Consider the following 21,634-nt stretch of genomic DNA (forward strand, 5'->3'; position numbering starts at 1 on the left):
CTGTATCGGCTCAATAGAGATTGATGTGATTTAGGACTGCAAGAGAAAGGAGCTAAACATGACTCAGGTAAAAACAGACTTAGTTTTGGTTGAGAAAAAGGGCCATATTGCCATTCTCACAATGAATAATTTACCCGCAAATACTTGGACGGCAGAAAGTCTAAAGGCGCTTAAGCTAATTGTTGAAGAGCTAAACCAAGATAAATCAATTTGGAGTTTGGTTTTAACGGGTGCTGGCGATAAGTTTTTTTCAGCAGGTGCTGACTTAAAGCTCTTTGCCGATGGGAATAAAGAAGTTGCTCGTGAAATGGCGCGTTTATTTGGTCTAGCTTTTGAAACCTTAAGTCAATTTAGAGGAGTCTCTATCGCTGCTATCAATGGCTATAGCATGGGGGGCGGCCTTGAAGTGGCACTTGCCTGTGATTTGCGTATCGCAGAAGAACAAGCTCTGTTAGCGCTACCAGAAGCAAAAGTTGGCTTGCTGCCTTGTGCTGGTGGTACCCAAAATCTGACTTGGTTGGTCGGAGAGGGATGGGCAAAACGAATGATCCTATGTGGTGAGCAAGTTAAAGCTGAAAAAGCGCTAGAAATAGGATTGGTCGAAGAGGTTGTTGAAAGAGGCGATGCTTTAGAGAAGGCGATTGCTTTAGCTGAGCAAGTCGGTCAGCAGAGCCCATCTTCTGTTGCTGCATGTAAATCTCTTATTCAAAATGCGCGAACAGCACCGCTACAACAAGGGCTAATTCTTGAAAGAGAGCTATTTGTTGATCTTTTTGATACGGAAGATCAGGCGGAAGGGGTGAATGCCTTCTTGGAAAAGCGAGCGGCTAATTGGCTAAACAAATAAAAAGCTAAGGAAATATTTATGGCAAGCGTAATCTTTCATGAGCACTTTACTGCTTCAGGTGAAATTATTGGTGAAATTAGGTTAAACGCTGAAAAGAAACTTAATGCGTTAACGTTAAAAATGATCGACCTTATTTCGGCGAAATTAGATGCTTGGCAATCTAAAAAAAGCGTTGTCGCTATTATATTAGATAGTGAAGGGGAAAAGGCTTTTTGTGCTGGTGGCGATATTATCAAACTGCACGAAGCAATGATGCGAGACGAAATTAGCTCTTTTCCAACTGACTTTTTTACCCGTGAGTATCAGCTAGATTACCAAATTCATACTTATCCTAAGCCAATTATTTGTTGGGGCAGTGGTTTTGTTATGGGGGGCGGCATGGGGTTGTTTGCCGGTGCTAGCCATAGAGTTGTTACTCAAACAACTTACCTTGCTATGCCTGAAGTGAGTATTGGTCTTTATCCTGATGTTGGAGCGAGTTATTTCCTGAATAAGCTGCCAGGTAATATTGGTATGTTTTTAGGGTTAACGGCGGCAGGAATTAACGCAAAAGATGCGATGGCATTGGGAATGGCAGATTATGCTCTAGATGTCGGTCAAAGATCTCAGCTTCTGGAGCGACTTCTTGTTGCCGATTGGCAAGCTAACCCTCATGAGGCAGTGAATAAACTTTTGCCTGGTTTGGGTGATGAATCACAAGGTGTATTTGAAGCATTACCTAGCCCAATAATATCTCATCAAGGTTTGATTGAAGATTTAATGTCTAATGATTCTCTAGATGACGTATTAAAGGACCTAGCTGGCATTGAAACAGAGGATAAGTGGTTGGTTAAGGCTCAAAAAACGGTTGCGAGCGGTAGCCCTGTGTCACTTGTTCTTATTAAAGCCCAATTAGAGCGAAGTGTGGGCTTGTCGCTGAAAGAGGTTTTTCAGCAAGAGCTTGAAGTGTCTGTGCAATGTACAAGACATGATGAGCTTGCTGAAGGTGTAAGAGCATTATTAATCGATAAGGATAAGTCGCCAAAGTGGCGTTATGAATCTGTGGCTGAGGTAGAAGATACTTATATTGCAGACTTATTAGGTTCTCCTTGGGATAAAGCTGATCATCCACTTAGGTATCTTTAGATTAGTAATGCTTATATAAGCACGCTGTTTGGCTTGTTTTTTTAAGCATTTAACAACAGAAAGTGGCAGATCAAATTACTAAAACAAGAATAATGATTTAAAGGATAAACGTCATGGCAAATATTGGATTTATAGGGCTTGGCAACATGGGCGGGCCAATGGCAGCTAATTTAGCAAAGGCTGGTCATCAGGTAAAAGCATTCGACTTATCAACAGAAGCGTTGGATAAAGCTGTGCAAGCTGGTTGTATGAAAGTGGACACGACTTTAGAAGCGATTCAAGAAGCAGAGTTTATTATTAGCATGCTACCTGCTGGTAAGCATGTTCATGGTTTGTATGTCTCTTGTGATGCTCCCTTGTTTGATCATATCCCCTCAGGCGCTTTGGTTATTGATAGCTCGACCATTGAAGCTGATGTGGCAAGGACAATTGCTCATCTCGCTAAAGAGCGCGGTATTGAGTTTATTGATGCGCCTGTGTCTGGTGGTGTAGGTGGTGCGCAAGCTGGCACATTGGCATTTATGGTTGGTGGTGAACAGGCTCAATTTGATAAGGCTTTGCCTGTACTAGAGTGTATGGGAAAGAATATTTTTCATGCGGGTGATCATGGTGCAGGTCAAATAGCAAAAGCCTGTAATAACATGATGTTAGCTATTCTTATGGCGGGCACTTGTGAGGCTCTGAATATGGGCATGAAGAATGGTTTAGATCCGAAGGTTTTGTCTGACATTATGAAGCAAAGCTCAGGTAATAACTGGGCTCTACAAGTCTATAATCCTGTGCCTGGTGTAATGGAAAATGTTCCTTCATCTAATCAATACCAAGGTGGATTTATGGTGGATTTGATGTTTAAAGATTTGGGGCTCGCTATGAATTTAAGTCAGCTAAGTTCATCTCCAACGCCTATGGGAAGTGCTGCTAGAGGCTTGTTTAACCTGCATAAAGAACAAGGTAATGGTGGTTTAGACTTTTCTAGTTTGATTAAGCTATATCAAGAAAAGTAAATATCATAATTTAAAGATAATCATGATTTAAGCTTGAGTCTGTGCATAACTTGATTTTTATAAGCTAATTCAGTCTTGAGTGTTATATAAAAGGAAGGTGTATGAAACTTGATCAAAAGGTGTTTGCAATAACTGGTGGTGCAAGAGGTTTAGGTGCTGGAATGGCGTCTCATTTAGTAGAGCTAGGCGCGCATGTTGCCATTATAGATCTTGATGATGCTGCTGTAGCTATGATGGCGAAAACGTTATTGGAACAAGCGCATCAGGCAGATAAAAATCTCACTGTGAAAGGGTATGTTTGTGATATTTCAAGTGAAAGAGAGGTGGAAGATACTTTCTCACAAATCAAACAAGACTTTGGTCAATTAAATGGCTTAATCAATAATGCTGGTTTAATGCGTGATGGCATGTTGATTAAGGTGAAAGATGGAAAGCTCACAGACAAAATGTCACTTAAGCAATGGCAGTCGGTTGTTGATGTGAATTTAACTGGATCTTTTTTATGCGGCAGAGAGGCTGCCGGTATTATGGCTGAGCAAGCAGATGCTGGCGTCATCATTAATATTTCATCTGTATCACGTGCTGGGAATGCTGGACAGACTAACTATAGTGCGACTAAGTCGGGTGTTGCGACTATGGTGGTAAGTTGGGCGAAGGAGTTAGCTAGATACAATATTCGTGTAGCTGGTATTGCTCCTGGCATGATTGCAACGGATATGACGGCACAAATGAAACCAGAAGCGGTTGAGCGTATGTTAAAAGCGGTGCCATTGAGACGTATGGGTGAAGTGGATGAAATCGCTCACACTATGCAGTACATATTAGAAAATGATTATTTTACGGGCCGTGTCATTGAAATGGATGGCGGACTTCGCGTATAACTTAGGGTGATGACCCTTATTTATCAGGCAAAACAAATAGTTAAAGAAGTATATACCTCTAAAGCTATAGATTGCAGTTAGGGCCATAAGCCTTGGCTGATTATAAAAAGGCCAAAAGCCATAAATTAGACAGAGATGGGAATTTGCCAATGAAAATTTTGGTAGCAGTAAAGCGCGTTATTGATTACAACGTAAAAGTGCGAGTTAAGGCTGATCAATCTAATGTTGATCTTAATAATGTTAAAATGGCCTTAAATCCTTTTTGTGAAATTGCAGTTGAAGAGGCTGTTCGATTAAAAGAGCAGGGTGTAGCAACTGAAGTGGTTGTAGTGTCAATTGGGTCAAAATCTTGCCAAGAGCAACTCAGAAATGCGCTAGCACTAGGTTGTGATAGGGCAATTCAAGTTGAATCTGAGGACGGGCCTGATTCACTCTCAGTAGCTCGTATTCTTGCTAAAGTTGCAGAATCAGAAGAGCCAGGTTTGATATTGCTGGGTAAACAAGCAATTGATTCGGATAATAATCAAACGGGCCAAATGTTGGCTGCATTGCTTGATAGACCTCAAGCCACTTTTGCATCTGAAATTAAAGTGGAAGACGGTAAAGCTTTAGTTACTCGTGAAATTGATGGTGGCTTGCAAACACTAAGGCTTACCCTACCTGCTGTTGTTACTACTGATCTTAGATTGAACGAACCTAGATTTGCATCTCTTCCTAATATTATGAAAGCTAAACGTAAACCTCTTGAGGTTAAGTTGGCTGATGATCTTGGTGTAAATGTTTCATCAAATCTAAAACTTATAAGTGTCGAAGAACCTGCACAAAGACAAGCAGGTATTAAAGTTTCTTCAGTTGATGAATTAGTTGAAAAATTACGTAATGAAGCAAAGGTGATTGCATGAGTACCTTAGTATTAATTGAACATGATAATAGAACGCTTTCACCTATAAGCTTGAATGTGTTAAGTGCGGCTAAACAAATTGGCAAACCTATTACTGCACTTGTGGCTGGTGCAGGTTGTGCAGATGTTGCAAATCAAGTTGCAAAAATCGCTGATGTTGATTTAGTTTTGTTAGCTGACAGCGTAGCATATGAGCATCAAGTTGCAGAAAATGTTAGTAAACTGCTATTAGAGCAAATTGACCCTGATAATAAAGGTGCTGATGTTGCAAGATTTAGTAATCTTCTTGCGGCATCTACGACAACTGGGAAAAATGTTCTACCAAGAGTGGCTGCGTTATTGGGCGTTAATCAACTATCGGATGTTATGTCTATTGAATCTGAAGGTCGCTTTAAACGTGCTATTTATGCAGGCAATGCGATAGCGACAGTTGAATCATGTGATGCTGTTAAGGTTATGACGGTTCGTGGAACCGCGTTTGATGCTATCTCTGCTGAAGGTGGATCGGCTCAAATAGAGCAAGTATCAAGTGTTCATTCATCAGGCGATATTGAATTTATTGAGGAGTCTTTAGCTGTATCAGAAAGACCTGAATTAACCGCTGCAACAACTGTGGTCTCTGGTGGGCGTGGTCTTGCAAATGGTGAAAACTTCAATATGTTGTACAGCTTAGCGGATAAGCTAGGTGCTGCTGTCGGCGCCTCTCGTGCTGCGGTGGATGCTGGCTTTGTTCCTAATGATATGCAAGTTGGACAAACGGGTAAAATGGTTGCGCCAGAGCTTTACATTGCGGTTGGCATTTCAGGAGCGATTCAACACCTTGCGGGCATGAAAGATTCTAAAGTGATAGTTGCAATCAACAAAGATGAAGAGGCGCCGATTTTTCAGGTGGCTGACTATGGGGTAGTTGGTGATTTGTTTGAGCTAGTGCCTGAGATTGAAAAACAAATCTAAAGCGATTGTTTTTCACTAGCAAGATTCCTTAAAAGCCTGTTCAATAGCCTATTGGGCAGGTTTTTAAGTTTATAACGATTTAAAAAAATCATACATTTCCTTTCATATACTCCTTTTTGTAAAATTCAGAGTTAGTAGTATATATTTTGCTGATTGAAATAATTGTGTGTTAATTCAGTTAAATACGACATTTGTTAAATACTGTTATTAAAAAATATATATGACTGTTTTTTTTGGCTTTTTTCTGTAATCATTGTGCCCAATAAAATTACACCTGATAACTTTAATGCCATTGATAAATATTGAATATAAATGCATTAAACAAAAAGCGATAATTGACCTTATGAAAACTTGTAAAAAAACAATTATTACCATCTTTATGCCTATTTTTTTAGCTGGTTGCTCGGTTCCAGGGTCTTACCTAAGTGTACAGGATGGTGACAAGGATCCTGCTTTAGAAACCAGTTCAACTGATATTATAAGTAAGATCAATCTTTACCAGTTAACAGCTGCTGAAATGAAGAACTTTAAAACCCCTAAAGTGGTAGCAAGAGTTAATACAGCATTAGATAAAGAAATTGCAGATTATGAATACCTAGTAGGAAGTGGAGATATTCTGAATATTACCGTTTGGGATCACCCTGAATTGACGATACCAGCCGGCTCGTATCGTAGTGCAAGCGAATCTGGTAATTGGGTTCATGCGGATGGGCGTATTTTTTATCCATATATTGGCTTTGTTGAGGTTGCTAATAAAACAACTACACAAATCCGAGAAATTATGACGACGAAGTTGTCAAAATTCATAGAGTCACCTCAAGTCGATGTGAGTGTTGCTGCATTTCAATCTAAAAAAGCCTACGTAACTGGCGCAATTAGCTCACCAGGTCAACAATATATTTCCAATGTACCTTTGACACTACTTGATGCGATAAACCAGGCTGGTGGTCTGGTTGAAGATGCAGATTGGCGTAATGTAAGCCTTACCAGCAATGGGGCCGAAGAGACATTATCTTTATATCGATTAATGCAAAAAGGTGATTTAACTCAAAATCGTTTATTAAAACCTGGGGATATAGTTCATGTTCCAAGAAACGATAATCAGAAAGTGTTTGTTATGGGTGAAGTTAACAATCCTCAACTACTGAAAATTGATAGATCTGGTATGAGTTTAACTGAGGCGTTAAGTAGTGTAGGAGGTATCAATCAATTAGCTGCTGATGCGACAGGTGTGTTTGTTGTAAGAACTAATAAAGATAATACTAGCAATGAATCTAAACTAGCTAATGTATATCAGTTGGATATTTCAAACTCGATTGCATTGGTAATAGGTACTGAGTTTGAATTGAAGCCAAAAGATATTGTGTATGTTACAGCTGCACCAATCGTTCAGTGGAATAGAGTGATTAGTCAAATAGTGCCAACAACAGCTGGTTTTAATAGTTTGACCGACGGTATTAATGATGTGAGGGGGTGGTAATGTTTGATAAAATTTTAGTTGTTTGTGTAGGGAATATATGCCGCTCACCAACAGGTGAATACATTTTAAAGTCACTATTACCTGATAAGATTATTGAGTCAGCTGGAATTGGCGCCTTAGTTGGTAAGCCAGCGGATAAAACCGCGTTAGAAGTGGCAAAGGAAAATGGGTTGAACATGGAGGGGCATATTGCCCAACAACTCACATCAGATTTATGTAAAGAGTTTGACTTGATACTTGTTATGGAGCAAGGACATATAAATGCAGTTACAAGTATAGCTCCTGAAGCGAGGGGGAAAACCATGCTATTAACACAATGGCTTGATAAACAAGATGTTCCAGACCCATACCGACAAAGTAAAGAAGCATTCGAATATGCATATACTCTTATTAATACATCTGTAGTTGCTTGGTCTAAAAAACTAAACTGATTTATTATTTATTGGAAAAAATTATTTATTATGAATAATCAAACACGATTACCTCCTCAGGAAAAACAAGCAGATGATATTGACTTAACTAAAGTATTTGGGGTTCTGTTAGATAATATCTGGTTAATCGTTGTTATTACTGGTGTATTCCTTATGCTTGGGGTTGCTTATGCATTGTTATCTACACCAATATATAAAGCGGATGCTTTGTTACAGATTGAAAGCAAAAGTAGTGGTATGTCTGCTTTAGTTGGTGATATGGGAGAAATGATCTCAAATAACTCATCATCAAACACTGAAATAGAAATTATTACATCCCGTATGATTTTGGGGAAGACTGTCGATAAATTAAATTTGACAATACTCGCTAGACCATATTACTTGCCGTATATAGGAAAGGGGATTGCTCGGATAGTTGGTAAGCAAAATTCAATTTTAGTTAGTCGTTTTGATGTTTCATCAGGTAACTCCTCTTATCTAACTCTGAAACTTGAGGATGCTAGTCAAGGTAAATACTCTTTATATAATAATGAAAATCGAAAAATTCTAGATGGTGTGGTTGGTGAATTAGCTTTTAATGATAGTTATAGTTTGTTTGTGCAATCAATAGTTGGTGAGAATAAAGATGAATTTTTACTAGGGAAACGATCCAGAGAACAAAGTATTGGATGGATAAAACAAAACTTATCGATAGATGAGAGAGGGTTGCAAACAGGTGTTCTGGAATTGGCATTTGTAGGTGAAGATAAAGTATTAGTTGAGAATATACTTAATGATATAAGTCAGAACTATTTACTGCAAAACGTCAAAAGAAATTCTGCAGAGGCAGAAAAAAGTTTGGAGTTTCTTAAAGGGCATTTGCCGAGTATTCAAGTTGAATTAACGTCATCTGAGGATGCTCTTAATCGCTTTCGTCAAGATAATGAGTCTATCGACCTTGGACTAGAGGCACAATCTACGTTGAAAGTAATGCTGTCTCTTGAGGCGCAATTAAATGACTTAACATTTAAGGAAAGCGAGATCAGTAAACGTTTTACTAAAGATCACCCTGCATATAAATCACTTCTTGATAAACGGGCTATTCTGTTAGGTAAAAAGGATGAGCTTAATACGCAAGTGCAAAAACTACCTAAAACGCAGAGGGATGTTCTGCGTATGAAGCGTGATGTAGAGGTTAATCAGCAAATTTACATTCAATTACTAAATAAAGTGCAGGAACTGAATATTCTAAAAGCTGGAACAGTAGGTAATGTGCGTATTTTAGATGCAGCACAATCATACTCCTCCCCAATAAAACCAAGAAAGCTTATAATCGTAATTTTATCTACAATGCTTGGTGGTTTTTTTGCTTTTGCATTTGTTATTCTAAAATTCGCATTGTACAAAGGTGTTGAAAGTCCCGATGAAATAGAGGCCCTCGGGCTTTCTGTATATGCAAGTATACCAATGTCAGATTTTCAAGCAAAAATGAATGTTAAGTTAAAACAAAAAATTAAAAAAGATGATTCACCTAAATTACATCAAACATTGCTAGCAGTTGCTAATCCAGCAGACCTTGCTATTGAGGCTTTACGTGGACTGCGTACTAGTATGCACTTTGCTATGATGGAAGCAAAAAATAATGTAGTTATGATATCTGGTCCTGGACCTGGTATTGGTAAATCATTTGTGTCAGTAAATTTTGCAACGGTAATGGCTAAAACTGACCAGAAGGTTCTTTTAGTTGATGCTGATATGAGGAAAGGATACATACAAAAACACTTCAGTTTACATTGGATGAATGGATTATCTGAATTATTATCAGGTAAGTTAGCAACTGAAAAAGTTATCAAAGATTCTCATTTTGAAAACCTTGATATTGTTACTCGCGGACAAGTTCCACCGAATCCATCTGAGCTATTAATGAATTCCCGTTTTACTGCGTTTGTTGAGTGGGCTTCAGATAATTATGATCTTGTAATTATAGATACTCCACCGGTATTAGCTGTAACAGATGCGAGTATTGTCGGTTCAGTTGCAGGTACAACTTTGATGGTGGGCCGCTTTGGTCAAAATACAGCTAAAGAAATTGATGTTGCTCGACATAGATTTGAAATGGCTGGTGTTGACGTTAAAGGCTTTATTCTTAATGCTGTTGAAAAGAAGGCAAGCACATCTTACGGTTATTATAATTACAGCTATGAGAGTGATAAAAGTTAGCTTAATTGGATGTTTTTTATTTATAATTGTATTAGCTTTTCATTATAGACTGAATGCTAGTTGTTTTTTGTAAAAATGTTGTTGTATGTTTTTATGTATATAAATGAAAAGTACTTGAATTTAACATTTATACAAGTGTTTTGATTTGAGAGTAAGGAAAAGATAATAGGAAAATGAATGTATTTCTTATATTGAGCTTTATGTGCAATAGATATCTGGATAGATAGTCTAAACTTATTGATTTAAATCTGTATTATTAGAACTCATATGGCAATGTTAAGGTATTTATAAATATGTAAAAGTTTAATTTTATTACTGGGCTAATAAAAATAGTGAAAAATTAAAACACAATAGAAAACCATAAGTGGTTGAATAAATAGAGTATATGTTAAAAAATTAAATAGTTAGCATTGTGATTTTAATGGGATTTATTTTCTAAGGTTGTATCACTTATATCTTTGTGTAACGAGTTAAAGATCAAGTTTTTAAAAAAATAACGAAAGAGTAATTTATAAAATATGATGTTTTTTTAAATAGTGTAGAAAGCAACTATTAATCAATGGAAATACTAATATATAAATTTGCATCATGTTTTTTGGTTAAATTTTTTAGTTTGTAATGATTAGTTAGAGCAAAGATCGTCAAAGAATGAATATAATCAGTTAGTCATATTTATATATTCATAAGTAAACAATTGAAATTAAAATAAGAGATAAATATGAAAATCCTAGTTACAGGTGGTGCAGGCTTTATAGGATCTGCTGTTATTCGACATATAATTAAAAATACAAATGACAGTATCTTTAATATAGATAAATTAACCTATGCGGGTAACTTGAAGTCATTAGAAGATATTAAAGAATGTGAACGCTATAGATTCGAAAAAATTGATATTTGTAATCGTGAAAAGTTAGATAAAATATTTTTAGAATATCAACCGGATGCAGTGATGCATTTAGCTGCGGAATCACATGTCGATCGTTCAATTGATGGGCCGGCTGCATTTATTGAAACTAATATTATAGGGACGTACACTTTACTTGAAGCAAGCCGTGCTTACTGGAGTCAACTTAAAGAAAATGAAAAAAAAGAGTTTCGTTTTCATCATATTTCTACTGATGAGGTATATGGTGATTTGCAAGGCGTTAGTGATTTATTTACAGAAACATCACCTTATAAGCCAAGTAGTCCATACTCGGCTTCCAAAGCATCAAGTGATCATTTGGTTCGCGCATGGCAAAGAACATATGGATTACCAATCCTAATAACAAACTGCTCAAATAACTATGGGCCATATCACTTTCCAGAAAAGTTGATTCCACTGGTTATATTGAATGCAATAGAAGGTAAGCAGTTGCCTGTATACGGTAATGGTAAGCAGATTCGTGACTGGCTATATGTAGAGGATCATGCGTTTGCTTTACATAAAGTGTTAACAGAAGGGGTTATTGGAGAAACATATAATATTGGTGGTAATAATGAGAAGACTAATATTGAAGTGGTTGAATCAATCTGTGATTTACTTGAAAGGTTAGTACCTTCTAAACCAAAAGGGGTTAATAAATACGTAGATCTAATTACATATGTTACAGACCGACCTGGGCATGATATTAGGTATGCTATCGATTCCTCTAAAATCAAATTTAATTTAGACTGGCAACCAAAAGAAACGTTTGAGTCTGGGTTGAAAAAAACTGTTGAATGGTATTTGGCTAATGAGCGATGGGCTAGTGAAGTGATTGATAATACTTATAAAGTAGAGCAAATTACATCAGGTGGTAAGCAATGAAAGGAATAATATTGGCAGGCGGTACTGGCTCACGTTTATATCCAATTACAATGGGGGTGTCGAAGCAATTATTACCGGTATATGATAAACCAATGATTTATTATCCATTGTCAGTTTTAATGTTAGCAGGAATAAGCGATATATTAATCATTACAACACCAGAGGATTTAAATAGTTTTAAGCGTTTGTTAGGTAATGGAAGTTATTATGGAATTGAAATTTCTTATGAAATTCAAGTTAAACCTGAAGGAATAGCACAAGCATTTATTATTGGTAAAAAATTTATTGGCAATGATTCAGTGTGCTTAATTTTAGGTGATAATTTGTTCTGGGGACAGGGCTTTTCTCAAATGCTAAAAAAAGCCGCAAAAACTAAAAATGGAGCAACAGTGTTTGGTTATCAAGTAAAAAAACCAGATCAGTTTGGGGTTGTAGAGTTTGATAAGAACATGAAGGTTATTTCGATTGAGGAAAAACCAGTAATTCCTAAATCCACATATGCCGTCACAGGGTTATATTTTTATGATAACAACGTTGTTGAAATAGCAAAAAAAATTAAACCGTCTGCTCGAGGTGAGTTAGAAATAACTTCGATAAATCAAGTTTATCTAAATAATAGTGCTTTAAATGTTGAATTGCTTGGCCGTGGTTTTGCGTGGCTTGATACTGGTACACATGAAACACTTTTGGATTCTGCAATGTTTGTAGAGACAATCGAGAGGCGTCAAGGATATAAGATAGCTTGCTTAGAAGAAATTTCTTTACAAAACGGTTGGTTAAGCTCTGAGGATGTTATTAAAATAGCAAAAAAAATGAAAAAAAATAGTTATGGACAGTATTTAGAGAACTTAGTAAAACAAATATGAAAAAAATACTAATTTTAGGTGTCAGCAGTATTATTGGTTTTCAGTTTTATCTGATGAATAGAGAAAAATATCATATTTATGGTCTATGTAGGAAATGGTCACATGATAAAGATGTGAAAATTTATACTGATAATGAACTTAATTTTAATTCAATTGAAAAAACTATTTATGAAGTTAACCCAGATTTAGTAATTAACTGTATAGGAATTAATGAGTTAGATCTTTGCGAAAGATTTAAAAAAGACTCTTGGAGGTTGAATGTGGATCTTGTAATACATTTAGTTAAAATATTGAATGTATTAGGAGGTAGGCTTTTATCATTATCTACAAGTCATATTTATTCAGGTAATAGAACGGAATACTTTGAAGATAGTATTCCTGATCCAATTAGTGAATACGGTAAACAAAAAAAATGTGTAGAAGATTTTATTAAAAAAAATAGTAATAATTACTTGATTTTGAGATTGTCAAGTGTAATTTCAGTTAGATATGGGTTTCAACGGAATAATTTGACGAATTATATAATTGAAAAATTGTTAAGAAAAGAGGTGGTTACACTTGTCGATGATGATGTAACAAATTTCATATATATTGATGATTTAGTGAATTCTATCAAAGAACTAATAAATAAAGAAGCGACAGGTATTTATAATATATCTGGTAATAAAGCAATCAGTAGATATGAACTTGGAAATGAAATAATGAGAATTATGGGTTGTGAAAAGCTCATTAAAAGAACTGATCTTTATACTTTTTCAAATGGATTATATAAAAAGCGAGACTTAATATTGAATAATAATAAATTAAATAAAGAAATTAGTTACAAATGTCAATCTTTGGAAGATAGTCTTAAAAAAGTACTTAAAAATAAAGAGATTTAAATATGTGTGGTTTATTTGTATCTAATAATCCAAGTGTAAATGCAAGTTCACTTTCGACAATATCAGCCTGCTTAAAATTTAGAGGTCCTGATTCATCTTCAGGTCTAGTTTTTCATCATAAATGGTCACTTTATCATTCTAGATTGTCAATAATTGATGTTTCGGAACAAGAAAATCAACCTGTTTTTGATAATATGGGAGGGGTTTTAGTATTTAATGGTGAAATATTAAACTACAAGGAGTTAGGTTTAAAATATTTTAATAAGGAATATTTCAGCGATTCAAAACTACTTAGTGATTTGCTAGCATCAAAAAAATTAAACGTTAATGAGTTGGATGGTTTTTTTGCATTTGTTTATATTGATGAATTAGGTGCGGTGAAAAAAATTTGTCGTGATAGGTTTGGTGTAAAGCCATTGTTTTATTATGAGGATTCTGGGTACATAACCATAGCTTCAGAGCCACGAGTATTCAAGGAATTATTTAATACTAAAGTTAATGAGAATGCTATTAGTGAATATTATGCGACAAGATCACCAATCTTTTCAGGTTCTTTTTTTGAAGGTGTTAACTCAGTAATACCTGGAAGTTGTTTGATTAGCGGCACTTATTTTGATTGTCAGGATTTTATTTTAGAATCATATAAAAATAATTCAGAGAAAGAATTAGAAGATATTATAGTTAAAAGTATTTCAAGCCGTTTAGTCGCTGATACCCCTGTAGGGTTACTTTTAAGTAGAGGTATAGATAGTAATTTACTTAAGGAATTAGGTTCATTTGATAGTTTTTATTCAATTGGTTTTCCTGGTGATGCTGATATTGAATATTTAAAATCAAAAGAAATTGATAATTTAACTATAGTAGAATGTAATAACGAACAGTATTTAGAAAGTTTTAATTATTTATTAAAATTACGCGGCGAACCAATGTCTGTACCAAATGAAGTGCTCTTATATCGTTTAGCTAAAGTTGCATCTAAAGATGGAGTTAAAGTTTTACTTTCTGGTGAAGGTGCGGATGAATTCTTTGGAGGATATGATAGGATATTTAACTGGGCTGCTAATACTGAACACTTTAATTTAGATGATTTTCTAAGTCTATATTGTTACATTCCTCCTGATAAAAACTCTAAATTATATCAAAAGTTTTTTAACTTATTTGATTTAGTAAAATTTAAAACAACATTTGAAATTGTGAGATGGTTTTTTATTCGATATCATATGCCGATTTTATTTAGACGTTTAGATTTTTCGCTAATGGCTGCGGGTGTGGAAGGAAGAGAACCGTTAGCAAATCATCATATTTTTGAAATCGCAATAAATTATTGTAAAGATGAATTGATGTGTAAAAATCTAGGTAAAGCTCCATTGAGACAGCTGTTAATGAAGTATCTTGGTAAGGATTTTGCCTATGAAAGTAAAGTTGGTTTTCCTGTCGACTTAAGAAAAGTGTTTACTAATTCAGACAATAAAACTTCATACGACTTATGGTTTCAAGAAAATTTAAAGGTATTAAAATGATTGTTGGTTATACAAGTGGTGTTTTTGACTTATTTCACATAGGGCATTTAAATTTATTAAGAAATGCAAAAGGTATGTGCGATAAATTAGTAGTTGGTGTAACAAGTGATGAACTGGTTAGTTACAAAAACAAACAATCTGTTATATGTCACTCAGAGAGAATGGAAATTGTAAGATCAATTGAATATGTAGATGCTGTTGTCCCACAAGAAAATATGAATAAGTTTGAAATGTGGGAAAAGTTAAAGTTCAATGTAATGTTTGTTGGTGATGACTGGTTTCAAACTGAAAAGTGGCAAGAGCTAGAATTAAAATTTAAAGATGTTGGAGTTGAAATAGTTTATTTCCCATATACAAAAGGTACGTCTTCAACACTATTAAATAACACCTTAATTAAGCTTCGTGATGAAATTTAAAATGAATAAAGAATTAAAATATATCTCAGTAGCTGGTTATGGGTCTACAGGCTCTAGTGCAGTTGTTAATTTATTAGAAGAGTTAACTTCATGTCATGTTGTTGGAGGTGAGTTTCGATTTATCCAAGACCCAGATGGACTAGAAGACTTATGCTCAAATTTAACCAATTCATGGGGATGGGTAAGGAGTGATGCATTTGTTAGGCGTTTTATTAAATACACGGATATTATTGGTAGAGACCCTCACTATTTTCAGTTTGGAGAAAGATTAGACATTCTATTTAACAATAAATTTTTTAAATATAGGGATGAATTTCTAAGTGAAATAATTGATACAACTTGGAATGGTTATTGGTTTTATCACGACTATCATGAAAGAAATTTTTTTGAAGTATTTATAGAGCGTATAAAGAGATACTCGGCAAGGTTTGGAGTACAAAAACATAGAATAAGATCCCTTACAAAAAAAACAGACATGTATTTTGTGAGGCATGATATTGATAGCTACTTTTTTGCTAAAGCTTTTATCAAAAAACTATTCTCAGAATTAATTGGTGACTTAAATAAGAGCATTGTTTTGGATCAGTTAATATTACCCTATAATCGTAATAAATTTGAATTACTTTTTGAAAACCTAAAGCAGATTGTAGTCGATAGAGATCCAAGGGATGTTTATTTAGATGCTAAAAATTATAATGCTTATCCAATAACTAACGATATCAATACATTCATATCATTTTATGAATCGGTTCATTTAAAAGAAAAATTAGATCTGGATGATAATGTTTTAACAGTACAATTCGAAGATCTCATTTATAAATACGATGAAGAGAAAGATAAAATTTTTAATTTCTTGGGTTTTGAAAATTCACAGCACATAAATTTTAAAGAAAAATTTAACCCTGATGTTTCAATTAAAAATACACAGACTTGGTTAAAGCCTGAAAACAGTATTTATTTAAATGATATAAGAATGATAGAATCAAAATTAAAAGAATGGTGTTATGATTTTTAAAAAAACTAAGAAATTGCTTTTTGTAATTAACGACAAGAATTACAAAAAATTTTTATTGCTCCTTATGTTGTTAGTTTTAACTTCGATTTTGGAAGTTGTTGGTATTTCATCAATAATGCCGTTGATTACTTCAATAACAGACATCGAAAAAATTTTGGAAAATACATATGTTTTATGGTTTTATGATTACTATCAACTTGATAATAATCAATTAAGAATGTTAATAGGTTTTACATCATTAATATTGCTACTCATGAGCTCTTTGTTTACTATATTTTCAAATCGTGAATTATTGATTTATGGAAATAATATAGGAAAAACTGTTTCAGTTTCTTTGTTCGAAAGTTATATACACAAAAACTATTTGTTCCATGTTGAGAGTAATAGTTCTGAATTAATAAAAAATATTACACAAGAAACTTCTCGTTATACACAGAACGTTTTTATTCCGATGCTAAGATTAATTTCAAAAATCATATTTTTAATGATTTCATTTTTTGTTTTAGCTTATATAAACCTCTTTATTGCCTTATCATCTATAATAAGTATTGTATCTATTTATTCAGTTATATATTTTATATTGAGGTCAAAATTAAGTAGTAATGGAGAAAAAATTTCAAAATGTAATAGTAATCGCTTTAAACTTCTAAATGAAAGTTTTTTTGGAATTAAAGAAACAAAAATGATGGGGTTAGAAAAAGAATATGTAGATGAGTTTAGTAAAAATAGCATGCAAATTTCTACATCGACTGCTTCAAGTCAATCAATCAGTATTATTCCAAAGAGTATAATAGAGTTTTTCCTTTTCGGTGGTTTGATATTTATAATATTATATTTAGTCTTTGTCGATAAAATTAATGAATATTTACCTGTTTTGACTTTGTTTTTATTTATGGGGTATCGCACTCTTCCAGCATTGCAAATGATTTATAGTAGTATGGTCTTAATTAGATCTAATGAAAGATCAATTGAAAGTATATCTAGTTATAATACTGATTTTTTAACAGTGGAAAAAAAAGATAATGTTTCATTTAAATCATCAATATCTGTTTCAAATGTTACATTCTCATATCCAAAAACAAACACAAAGGTTTTAAGAGGTATTGATTTTAATATCAATTCTAATAGTATTTTAGCCATAACTGGCTTATCTGGATCTGGTAAAACAACATTAATTGATTTACTGCTTGGTTTAATTAATCCTTCTACTGGATTTATTTTTATTGATGGTATACCAATAGAAAACAGAAAACCTTTTTTTTCTTATGTGCCACAAAATGTTCATTTAATTGATGGGACAATTAAAGAAAATATAACACTAGGTTATAATGGTGTAGTTGATGATTCTATGTTAAATAAAGTCTGTCAACAAGCGGAGTTAGAAGGCCTTATATCTGATTTGACACTAGGCATTGATACAAATGTTGGTGAAAATGGTTCACAATTAAGTGGTGGACAAAAGCAAAGAATTGGCCTTGCCAGAGCTTTATATCGCAATAAAGATATTATAATACTTGATGAAGCCACTAGTGCTTTAGATGCAAAAACAGAAACTAAAATTTTAAATTCACTAAAAGAATTATCTGAATTTAAAACTATTATTATGATAACGCACAAACTCGACACATTGAGTTTTGTTGATAATATTATTTTTATGGAAAAAGGCAGCATTGTAGCTGAAGGTTGTTATGATATGATTTTGAAATCTTGTCATGAATTTAAAAGTTTGGTAGAAAATAATAAAACGGAGAGTGTTAGTGAGTAGTATGAAAGTTACAATTGTTGTACCTACATACAATGCAGAAAAATTTATTATTGAAACTATTCAATCGTGCTTGAACCAAACACATAAAAATTTAAGTGTAGTTGTAATAGATGATAACTCTAAAGATAATACTTTAAAATTATTAGAAAAATTTTGTGATAATATAACTATTATAAAAAACACTAAGAACTATGGGTTACCAAGAAATATTAATAAAGTAATTTTAGATGACAATAGTGATTTTTTTATCTATTTAGGGCATGATGACATCTTGTCAAATGATCATGTTACAATTATGTTAAATGAATTTGAAGATGATGTAGTTGCAATACATTGTAATAGTAAAATAATTAATGGAGAAGGTGTTGTTTTTGATTACACCAAGAATAATGAATTGCAATTGTTAAAGACCGACAGAATCCATTATGAATTGGCTAAGAATAATTTTATAAGTATTGTTGGTATGATGCATCGAACAGATTCATTTAAAAGTATTGGTGGTTGGGATTCATCATACGATTTATATGGAGAGTGGTTGTATTATATAAATTTATCAACAATTGGTAGAATAAAGTATTCAGAAAAAACATTTTCATATTATAGGCATCATAACTCAAATGTATCACAATCATTATATGATGATAGTAAGTTAAAATCTTTCTTTCTATATAAAAAGCGTTGCAGAATGCTCGCATATTCTAAATGTAAAAATCTAACTTTAATTGATAAATTAAATTTTAGATTTATAAATCTATTAGAGTTTTTGCGATCCAAAAAAAGTCTTCGAACACTTAATAAAATTATATTTAAATGATTATTAAAGTTCAGTTTTTAACCTAAATAAATAAAGCAGTGATAATGCATGGATAAGAAACTCATTTTAGTTTTAAATGAAGGTTATTCTGATAACCTTGGAGATCAAGCAATTAATGAAAGTATACATTTCTTACTAAAATCAAATAATATCCATAATATTGTATTTCATGATTTTTCTAAAAAATTAGATCAACCAATGAAAATAGCTTCTATTGAAAATATTCAAAATAAGAATGTTAGTAATATATTCTTACTTTTGCGTCTTTTACCTGTAAAGTTAAGATGGTTAATACTTAACTTTACCCGTATTTTGAAGGTTTCTAGAAAAAAGTACGATCATGTGATTATTGGTGGCGGTCAATTAGTTCTTTCGAATGATACATTTTCTTTTGCTATGTTTATTTGGGTTTTGCTTTTAAAAATTTATGGGAATAATAATATTACAATTTTGGGTGTTGGATTAGGTGATAAATTCAATTTTTTAGATAAACTTCTTTTTAAATGCTCTTTGCGATTTGTAACGAGAATTTACCTAAGAGATAAAGAATCACAATTAACTTTAGAAAAAATATTCAAATTAGACAGTGGTTTTATTTATGATTTAGCATTTATTCACAATAAAATAAATTTCGAAAGTGTAGAAGAAAATGAATATAGCTCTTTGCTTGGGGTTATTTCATATGATGTTTATAAAAAATATGCTAAGGATGAGCCTCTTTCTAAATATGATTTTTATGAAACATGGATTAGTTTGCTTTCAGAATCAAATGTTTCTTTAAAAGATGTCAAATTATTTTATACTACTGAAGATGATAAGAAAGCATCACTTGAATTTATCAATTATGTTAATCATAAATATAGTATAAAATTAGAAATGCTTGATACAGACCAACTCGATGTTTTGGTTACAATTATTAGTAAAAGTGAATTAGTTATTTCTGCCCGAATGCATGCACTTATATTGGCAATTACACATAATAAGGATATTGTTGTATATCCTGTATCTGAAAAATTAATTGAATTTAAAAATATGATTGAAAGTAATATTTCACTTGAATTTATGCAGGATGAAATTGAGAATAAATTCAAAAAAATTATCGAAGAAGAATATTTTGAAAAATAATAAAGTTTTAGTTTTCTCTCACGAACTTCCACCTTTAGGGGGGGGGGCAGGTGTTGTAGGGTTGCAATATTGTAATGAATTATATCAGGCTGGTTTTAATGTTACTTTATTAACAAAAAAAGAAAAATCTTACCCAAACTCTCTAAAAAATATTAGAATTATAGGAGCTGAATATATACCTAAGGTATATTTGTTACCATACGTTTTTGCTTTAATGAAAGTTAAATTAAATGATTATGATTATATAATTCTTAATGATATGGTTGCAGCTTATGTTGCTGGTTTTTATTTTTCAGAGGAAGACCTGAGTAAATCAACATTGATTTTACATGGATCTGAACCGGAGATAATTTATGACTCACCCGATATATATCAAAGAATTACACTCCTGAAATTTTTTTATAATAAAGCATTAAATAAAGTTGGTAAAATAATTGCTGTTAGTAATTACATGAAAAGTAAAATATTAAATGAAACCCCTTTTAATGATGCGAAAAAGATATTTGTGCATTATTCAAAATTGGGATCGCCATTTTTTCCTTTATCAAATAAACCTACAAAAATAGAAAAGACAAAAAACAAAGAGGTTATATTAACTGTTAGCAGAATTGAAAAAGGCAAAGGCTTTTTGGAGATGTATGAGATATTTAAAAAATTGATTTCTTTAGATAATACATTTCAATGGACAATAGTAGGTGATGGTAGTTTTAAAAGCGCTTTAGTCAATTTGATTAATAAAGATAAGATGAATGAATATATAAAATTTGTTGGAAAAATTGATAGGAATGATCTTATATACCAATATAATAATGCGGATGTTTTTTGGCTCCTTTCTAACTATAAAGAATCATTTGGTTTGGTCTATTTAGAGGCTCAAGCCTGCTATTGTCCAGCCGTTGGTTATAAAAAGTATGGGGTAATTGAAACAATTAATAATAACAAGACAGGTTTTTTGGTTGAGAATAAAGAACAGTGTTTAGATATATTTATAAATAGAGAATATAAATATTTTAAAAAATCTGATTTTAAAGAGTTTATTAATGCTCTGCATTTGTCATCTATAAAGGCCATATTATAAATAGCTCTGTACTTATATGTATTTATTGTTTTGTCATTAGTTTCTTTAACACCTTTTGTTAAAGGTTTAAATAAGAATAAAAAATTTTTCTTTATATTAATATTTATAGTTCTTTTTTATTTTCGGCTCTTGGATATAAAAGTGTTGGTACAGATGTTTTTTCATATATTGAAAAATATCGTAGTATTCCTGATATTAGTTATTGGTTTACAGGAGAGTTTATTTACTCTTTTAGCTCGGTATATATGGAGCCAGGATATACAGCTTTTGTTACTGTAATTCGTTATTTTTAGAATGATTATATATTTCTATTTTTTTAGGTGTTTCATTATTATTAACTGCTTTTGCTCTTATAAATTATTATAGGTATTCAAAATATTTATTTTTAATGTTACTTCTGTTTTTTGTTCATGATTATTTTTACCGAGATATGAATCAAGTAAAAGATGCGATTGCATGTGCTATTAGTTTGTTTTTAGTTTTTAAAATACATAATAAAGAGTATTTCTAAACGCTTTTAATTATCTTTTTTGCAAGTATGTT

General features: G+C 32.7%; 19 protein-coding genes. All 19 read left to right on the forward strand.

Going from position 1 to position 21,634, the window contains the following annotated elements; genetic code table 11:
• Nucleotides 1-58 precede the first annotated feature (58 nt).
• The 19 genes from OA91_RS02230 (at nt 59) to OA91_RS02320 (ending at nt 21,091) form a co-directional block, all read left to right on the forward strand.
• On the forward strand, nt 59-847 hold the full coding sequence (locus tag OA91_RS02230) for an enoyl-CoA hydratase (RefSeq protein WP_063336974.1): 789 nt from the start codon (nt 59-61) through the stop codon (nt 845-847).
• An 18-nt stretch (nt 848-865) separates the two neighbouring features.
• Complete coding sequence (locus OA91_RS02235; RefSeq protein ID WP_063336975.1) at nt 866-1,972, forward strand: enoyl-CoA hydratase/isomerase family protein; 1,107 nt, start codon at nt 866-868, stop codon at nt 1,970-1,972.
• A 113-nt stretch (nt 1,973-2,085) separates the two neighbouring features.
• Nucleotides 2,086-2,976, forward strand: coding sequence for a 3-hydroxyisobutyrate dehydrogenase (mmsB, locus tag OA91_RS02240; RefSeq protein ID WP_063336976.1), 891 nt, complete (start codon nt 2,086-2,088; stop codon nt 2,974-2,976).
• A 101-nt stretch (nt 2,977-3,077) separates the two neighbouring features.
• Nucleotides 3,078-3,857: an SDR family oxidoreductase gene (locus tag OA91_RS02245; RefSeq protein ID WP_063336977.1), complete on the forward strand. Its 780-nt coding sequence runs from the start codon at nt 3,078-3,080 to the stop codon at nt 3,855-3,857.
• 149 nt (nt 3,858-4,006) lie between these two features.
• Nucleotides 4,007-4,759 (forward strand): electron transfer flavoprotein subunit beta/FixA family protein, encoded by a 753-nt coding sequence (locus OA91_RS02250; protein WP_063337270.1) that lies wholly within the window; start codon nt 4,007-4,009, stop codon nt 4,757-4,759.
• Complete coding sequence (locus OA91_RS02255; RefSeq protein ID WP_063336978.1) at nt 4,756-5,712, forward strand: electron transfer flavoprotein subunit alpha/FixB family protein; 957 nt, start codon at nt 4,756-4,758, stop codon at nt 5,710-5,712. Before OA91_RS02250 ends, OA91_RS02255 begins: the two co-directional genes overlap by 4 nt.
• A 343-nt stretch (nt 5,713-6,055) precedes the next feature.
• Complete coding sequence (locus OA91_RS02260; protein WP_063336979.1) at nt 6,056-7,192, forward strand: polysaccharide export protein; 1,137 nt, start codon at nt 6,056-6,058, stop codon at nt 7,190-7,192.
• The gene (locus OA91_RS02265) at nt 7,192-7,623 is read left to right on the forward strand and encodes an arsenate reductase/protein-tyrosine-phosphatase family protein (protein WP_063336980.1); all 432 of its coding nucleotides are present in this window, start codon (nt 7,192-7,194) and stop codon (nt 7,621-7,623) included. The genes OA91_RS02260 and OA91_RS02265 overlap by 1 nt, the downstream gene beginning before the upstream one ends.
• Nucleotides 7,624-7,653: 30 nt before the next feature.
• Nucleotides 7,654-9,822, forward strand: coding sequence for a polysaccharide biosynthesis tyrosine autokinase (locus OA91_RS02270; RefSeq protein WP_063336981.1), 2,169 nt, complete (start codon nt 7,654-7,656; stop codon nt 9,820-9,822).
• Between the two features lie 718 nt (nt 9,823-10,540).
• Nucleotides 10,541-11,611 (forward strand): dTDP-glucose 4,6-dehydratase, encoded by a 1,071-nt coding sequence (gene rfbB, locus OA91_RS02275; protein ID WP_063336982.1) that lies wholly within the window; start codon nt 10,541-10,543, stop codon nt 11,609-11,611.
• Entirely contained in the window at nt 11,608-12,477 is an 870-nt protein-coding gene (gene rfbA, locus OA91_RS02280) for a glucose-1-phosphate thymidylyltransferase RfbA (RefSeq protein ID WP_063336983.1), read from the forward strand. The genes rfbB and rfbA overlap by 4 nt, the downstream gene beginning before the upstream one ends.
• A complete protein-coding gene (locus OA91_RS02285; protein ID WP_063336984.1) occupies nt 12,474-13,358 on the forward strand; it encodes an SDR family oxidoreductase in 885 nt (294 codons plus the stop codon). Before rfbA ends, OA91_RS02285 begins: the two co-directional genes overlap by 4 nt.
• A gap of 2 nt (nt 13,359-13,360) precedes the next feature.
• Nucleotides 13,361-14,878: an asparagine synthetase B family protein gene (locus OA91_RS02290; protein ID WP_063336985.1), complete on the forward strand. Its 1,518-nt coding sequence runs from the start codon at nt 13,361-13,363 to the stop codon at nt 14,876-14,878.
• On the forward strand, nt 14,875-15,294 hold the full coding sequence (locus OA91_RS02295) for an adenylyltransferase/cytidyltransferase family protein (protein ID WP_063336986.1): 420 nt from the start codon (nt 14,875-14,877) through the stop codon (nt 15,292-15,294). The genes OA91_RS02290 and OA91_RS02295 overlap by 4 nt, the downstream gene beginning before the upstream one ends.
• A gap of 1 nt (nt 15,295) precedes the next feature.
• The gene (locus OA91_RS02300; RefSeq protein ID WP_157203771.1) at nt 15,296-16,309 is read left to right on the forward strand and encodes a hypothetical protein; all 1,014 of its coding nucleotides are present in this window, start codon (nt 15,296-15,298) and stop codon (nt 16,307-16,309) included.
• A complete protein-coding gene (locus OA91_RS02305; protein WP_063336988.1) occupies nt 16,299-18,074 on the forward strand; it encodes an ABC transporter ATP-binding protein in 1,776 nt (591 codons plus the stop codon). The genes OA91_RS02300 and OA91_RS02305 overlap by 11 nt, the downstream gene beginning before the upstream one ends.
• Before the next feature lies 1 nt (nt 18,075).
• On the forward strand, nt 18,076-18,888 hold the full coding sequence (locus OA91_RS02310) for a glycosyltransferase family 2 protein (protein WP_063336989.1): 813 nt from the start codon (nt 18,076-18,078) through the stop codon (nt 18,886-18,888).
• Nucleotides 18,889-18,936: 48 nt separating this feature from the next.
• Nucleotides 18,937-20,013 carry a polysaccharide pyruvyl transferase family protein gene (locus tag OA91_RS02315; protein WP_063336990.1) on the forward strand — a complete coding sequence of 359 codons (1,077 nt, stop codon included), beginning with the start codon at nt 18,937-18,939 and terminating at the stop codon, nt 20,011-20,013.
• A complete protein-coding gene (locus OA91_RS02320; protein ID WP_197477713.1) occupies nt 20,003-21,091 on the forward strand; it encodes a glycosyltransferase family 4 protein in 1,089 nt (362 codons plus the stop codon). The genes OA91_RS02315 and OA91_RS02320 overlap by 11 nt, the downstream gene beginning before the upstream one ends.
• Nucleotides 21,092-21,634 lie beyond the last annotated feature (543 nt).

It is taken from the genome of Marinomonas sp. SBI8L (assembly GCF_001624705.1).
Taxonomy (GTDB): domain Bacteria; phylum Pseudomonadota; class Gammaproteobacteria; order Pseudomonadales; family Marinomonadaceae; genus Marinomonas.

Excerpts from the sequence above, each read along its gene's own strand:
- OA91_RS02230 (WP_063336974.1), top strand. The coding sequence starts at position 59 with ATGACTCAGGTAAAAACAGACTTAGTTTTGGTTGAGAAAAAGGGCCAT.
- OA91_RS02235 (WP_063336975.1), top strand. The coding sequence starts at position 866 with ATGGCAAGCGTAATCTTTCATGAGCACTTTACTGCTTCAGGTGAAATT.
- mmsB (WP_063336976.1), top strand. The coding sequence starts at position 2,086 with ATGGCAAATATTGGATTTATAGGGCTTGGCAACATGGGCGGGCCAATG.
- OA91_RS02245 (WP_063336977.1), top strand. The coding sequence starts at position 3,078 with ATGAAACTTGATCAAAAGGTGTTTGCAATAACTGGTGGTGCAAGAGGT.
- OA91_RS02250 (WP_063337270.1), top strand. The coding sequence starts at position 4,007 with ATGAAAATTTTGGTAGCAGTAAAGCGCGTTATTGATTACAACGTAAAA.
- OA91_RS02255 (WP_063336978.1), top strand. The coding sequence starts at position 4,756 with ATGAGTACCTTAGTATTAATTGAACATGATAATAGAACGCTTTCACCT.
- OA91_RS02260 (WP_063336979.1), top strand. The coding sequence starts at position 6,056 with ATGAAAACTTGTAAAAAAACAATTATTACCATCTTTATGCCTATTTTT.
- OA91_RS02265 (WP_063336980.1), top strand. The coding sequence starts at position 7,192 with ATGTTTGATAAAATTTTAGTTGTTTGTGTAGGGAATATATGCCGCTCA.
- OA91_RS02270 (WP_063336981.1), top strand. The coding sequence starts at position 7,654 with ATGAATAATCAAACACGATTACCTCCTCAGGAAAAACAAGCAGATGAT.
- rfbB (WP_063336982.1), top strand. The coding sequence starts at position 10,541 with ATGAAAATCCTAGTTACAGGTGGTGCAGGCTTTATAGGATCTGCTGTT.
- rfbA (WP_063336983.1), top strand. The coding sequence starts at position 11,608 with ATGAAAGGAATAATATTGGCAGGCGGTACTGGCTCACGTTTATATCCA.
- OA91_RS02285 (WP_063336984.1), top strand. The coding sequence starts at position 12,474 with ATGAAAAAAATACTAATTTTAGGTGTCAGCAGTATTATTGGTTTTCAG.
- OA91_RS02290 (WP_063336985.1), top strand. The coding sequence starts at position 13,361 with ATGTGTGGTTTATTTGTATCTAATAATCCAAGTGTAAATGCAAGTTCA.
- OA91_RS02295 (WP_063336986.1), top strand. The coding sequence starts at position 14,875 with ATGATTGTTGGTTATACAAGTGGTGTTTTTGACTTATTTCACATAGGG.
- OA91_RS02300 (WP_157203771.1), top strand. The coding sequence starts at position 15,296 with ATGAATAAAGAATTAAAATATATCTCAGTAGCTGGTTATGGGTCTACA.
- OA91_RS02305 (WP_063336988.1), top strand. The coding sequence starts at position 16,299 with ATGATTTTTAAAAAAACTAAGAAATTGCTTTTTGTAATTAACGACAAG.
- OA91_RS02310 (WP_063336989.1), top strand. The coding sequence starts at position 18,076 with ATGAAAGTTACAATTGTTGTACCTACATACAATGCAGAAAAATTTATT.
- OA91_RS02315 (WP_063336990.1), top strand. The coding sequence starts at position 18,937 with ATGGATAAGAAACTCATTTTAGTTTTAAATGAAGGTTATTCTGATAAC.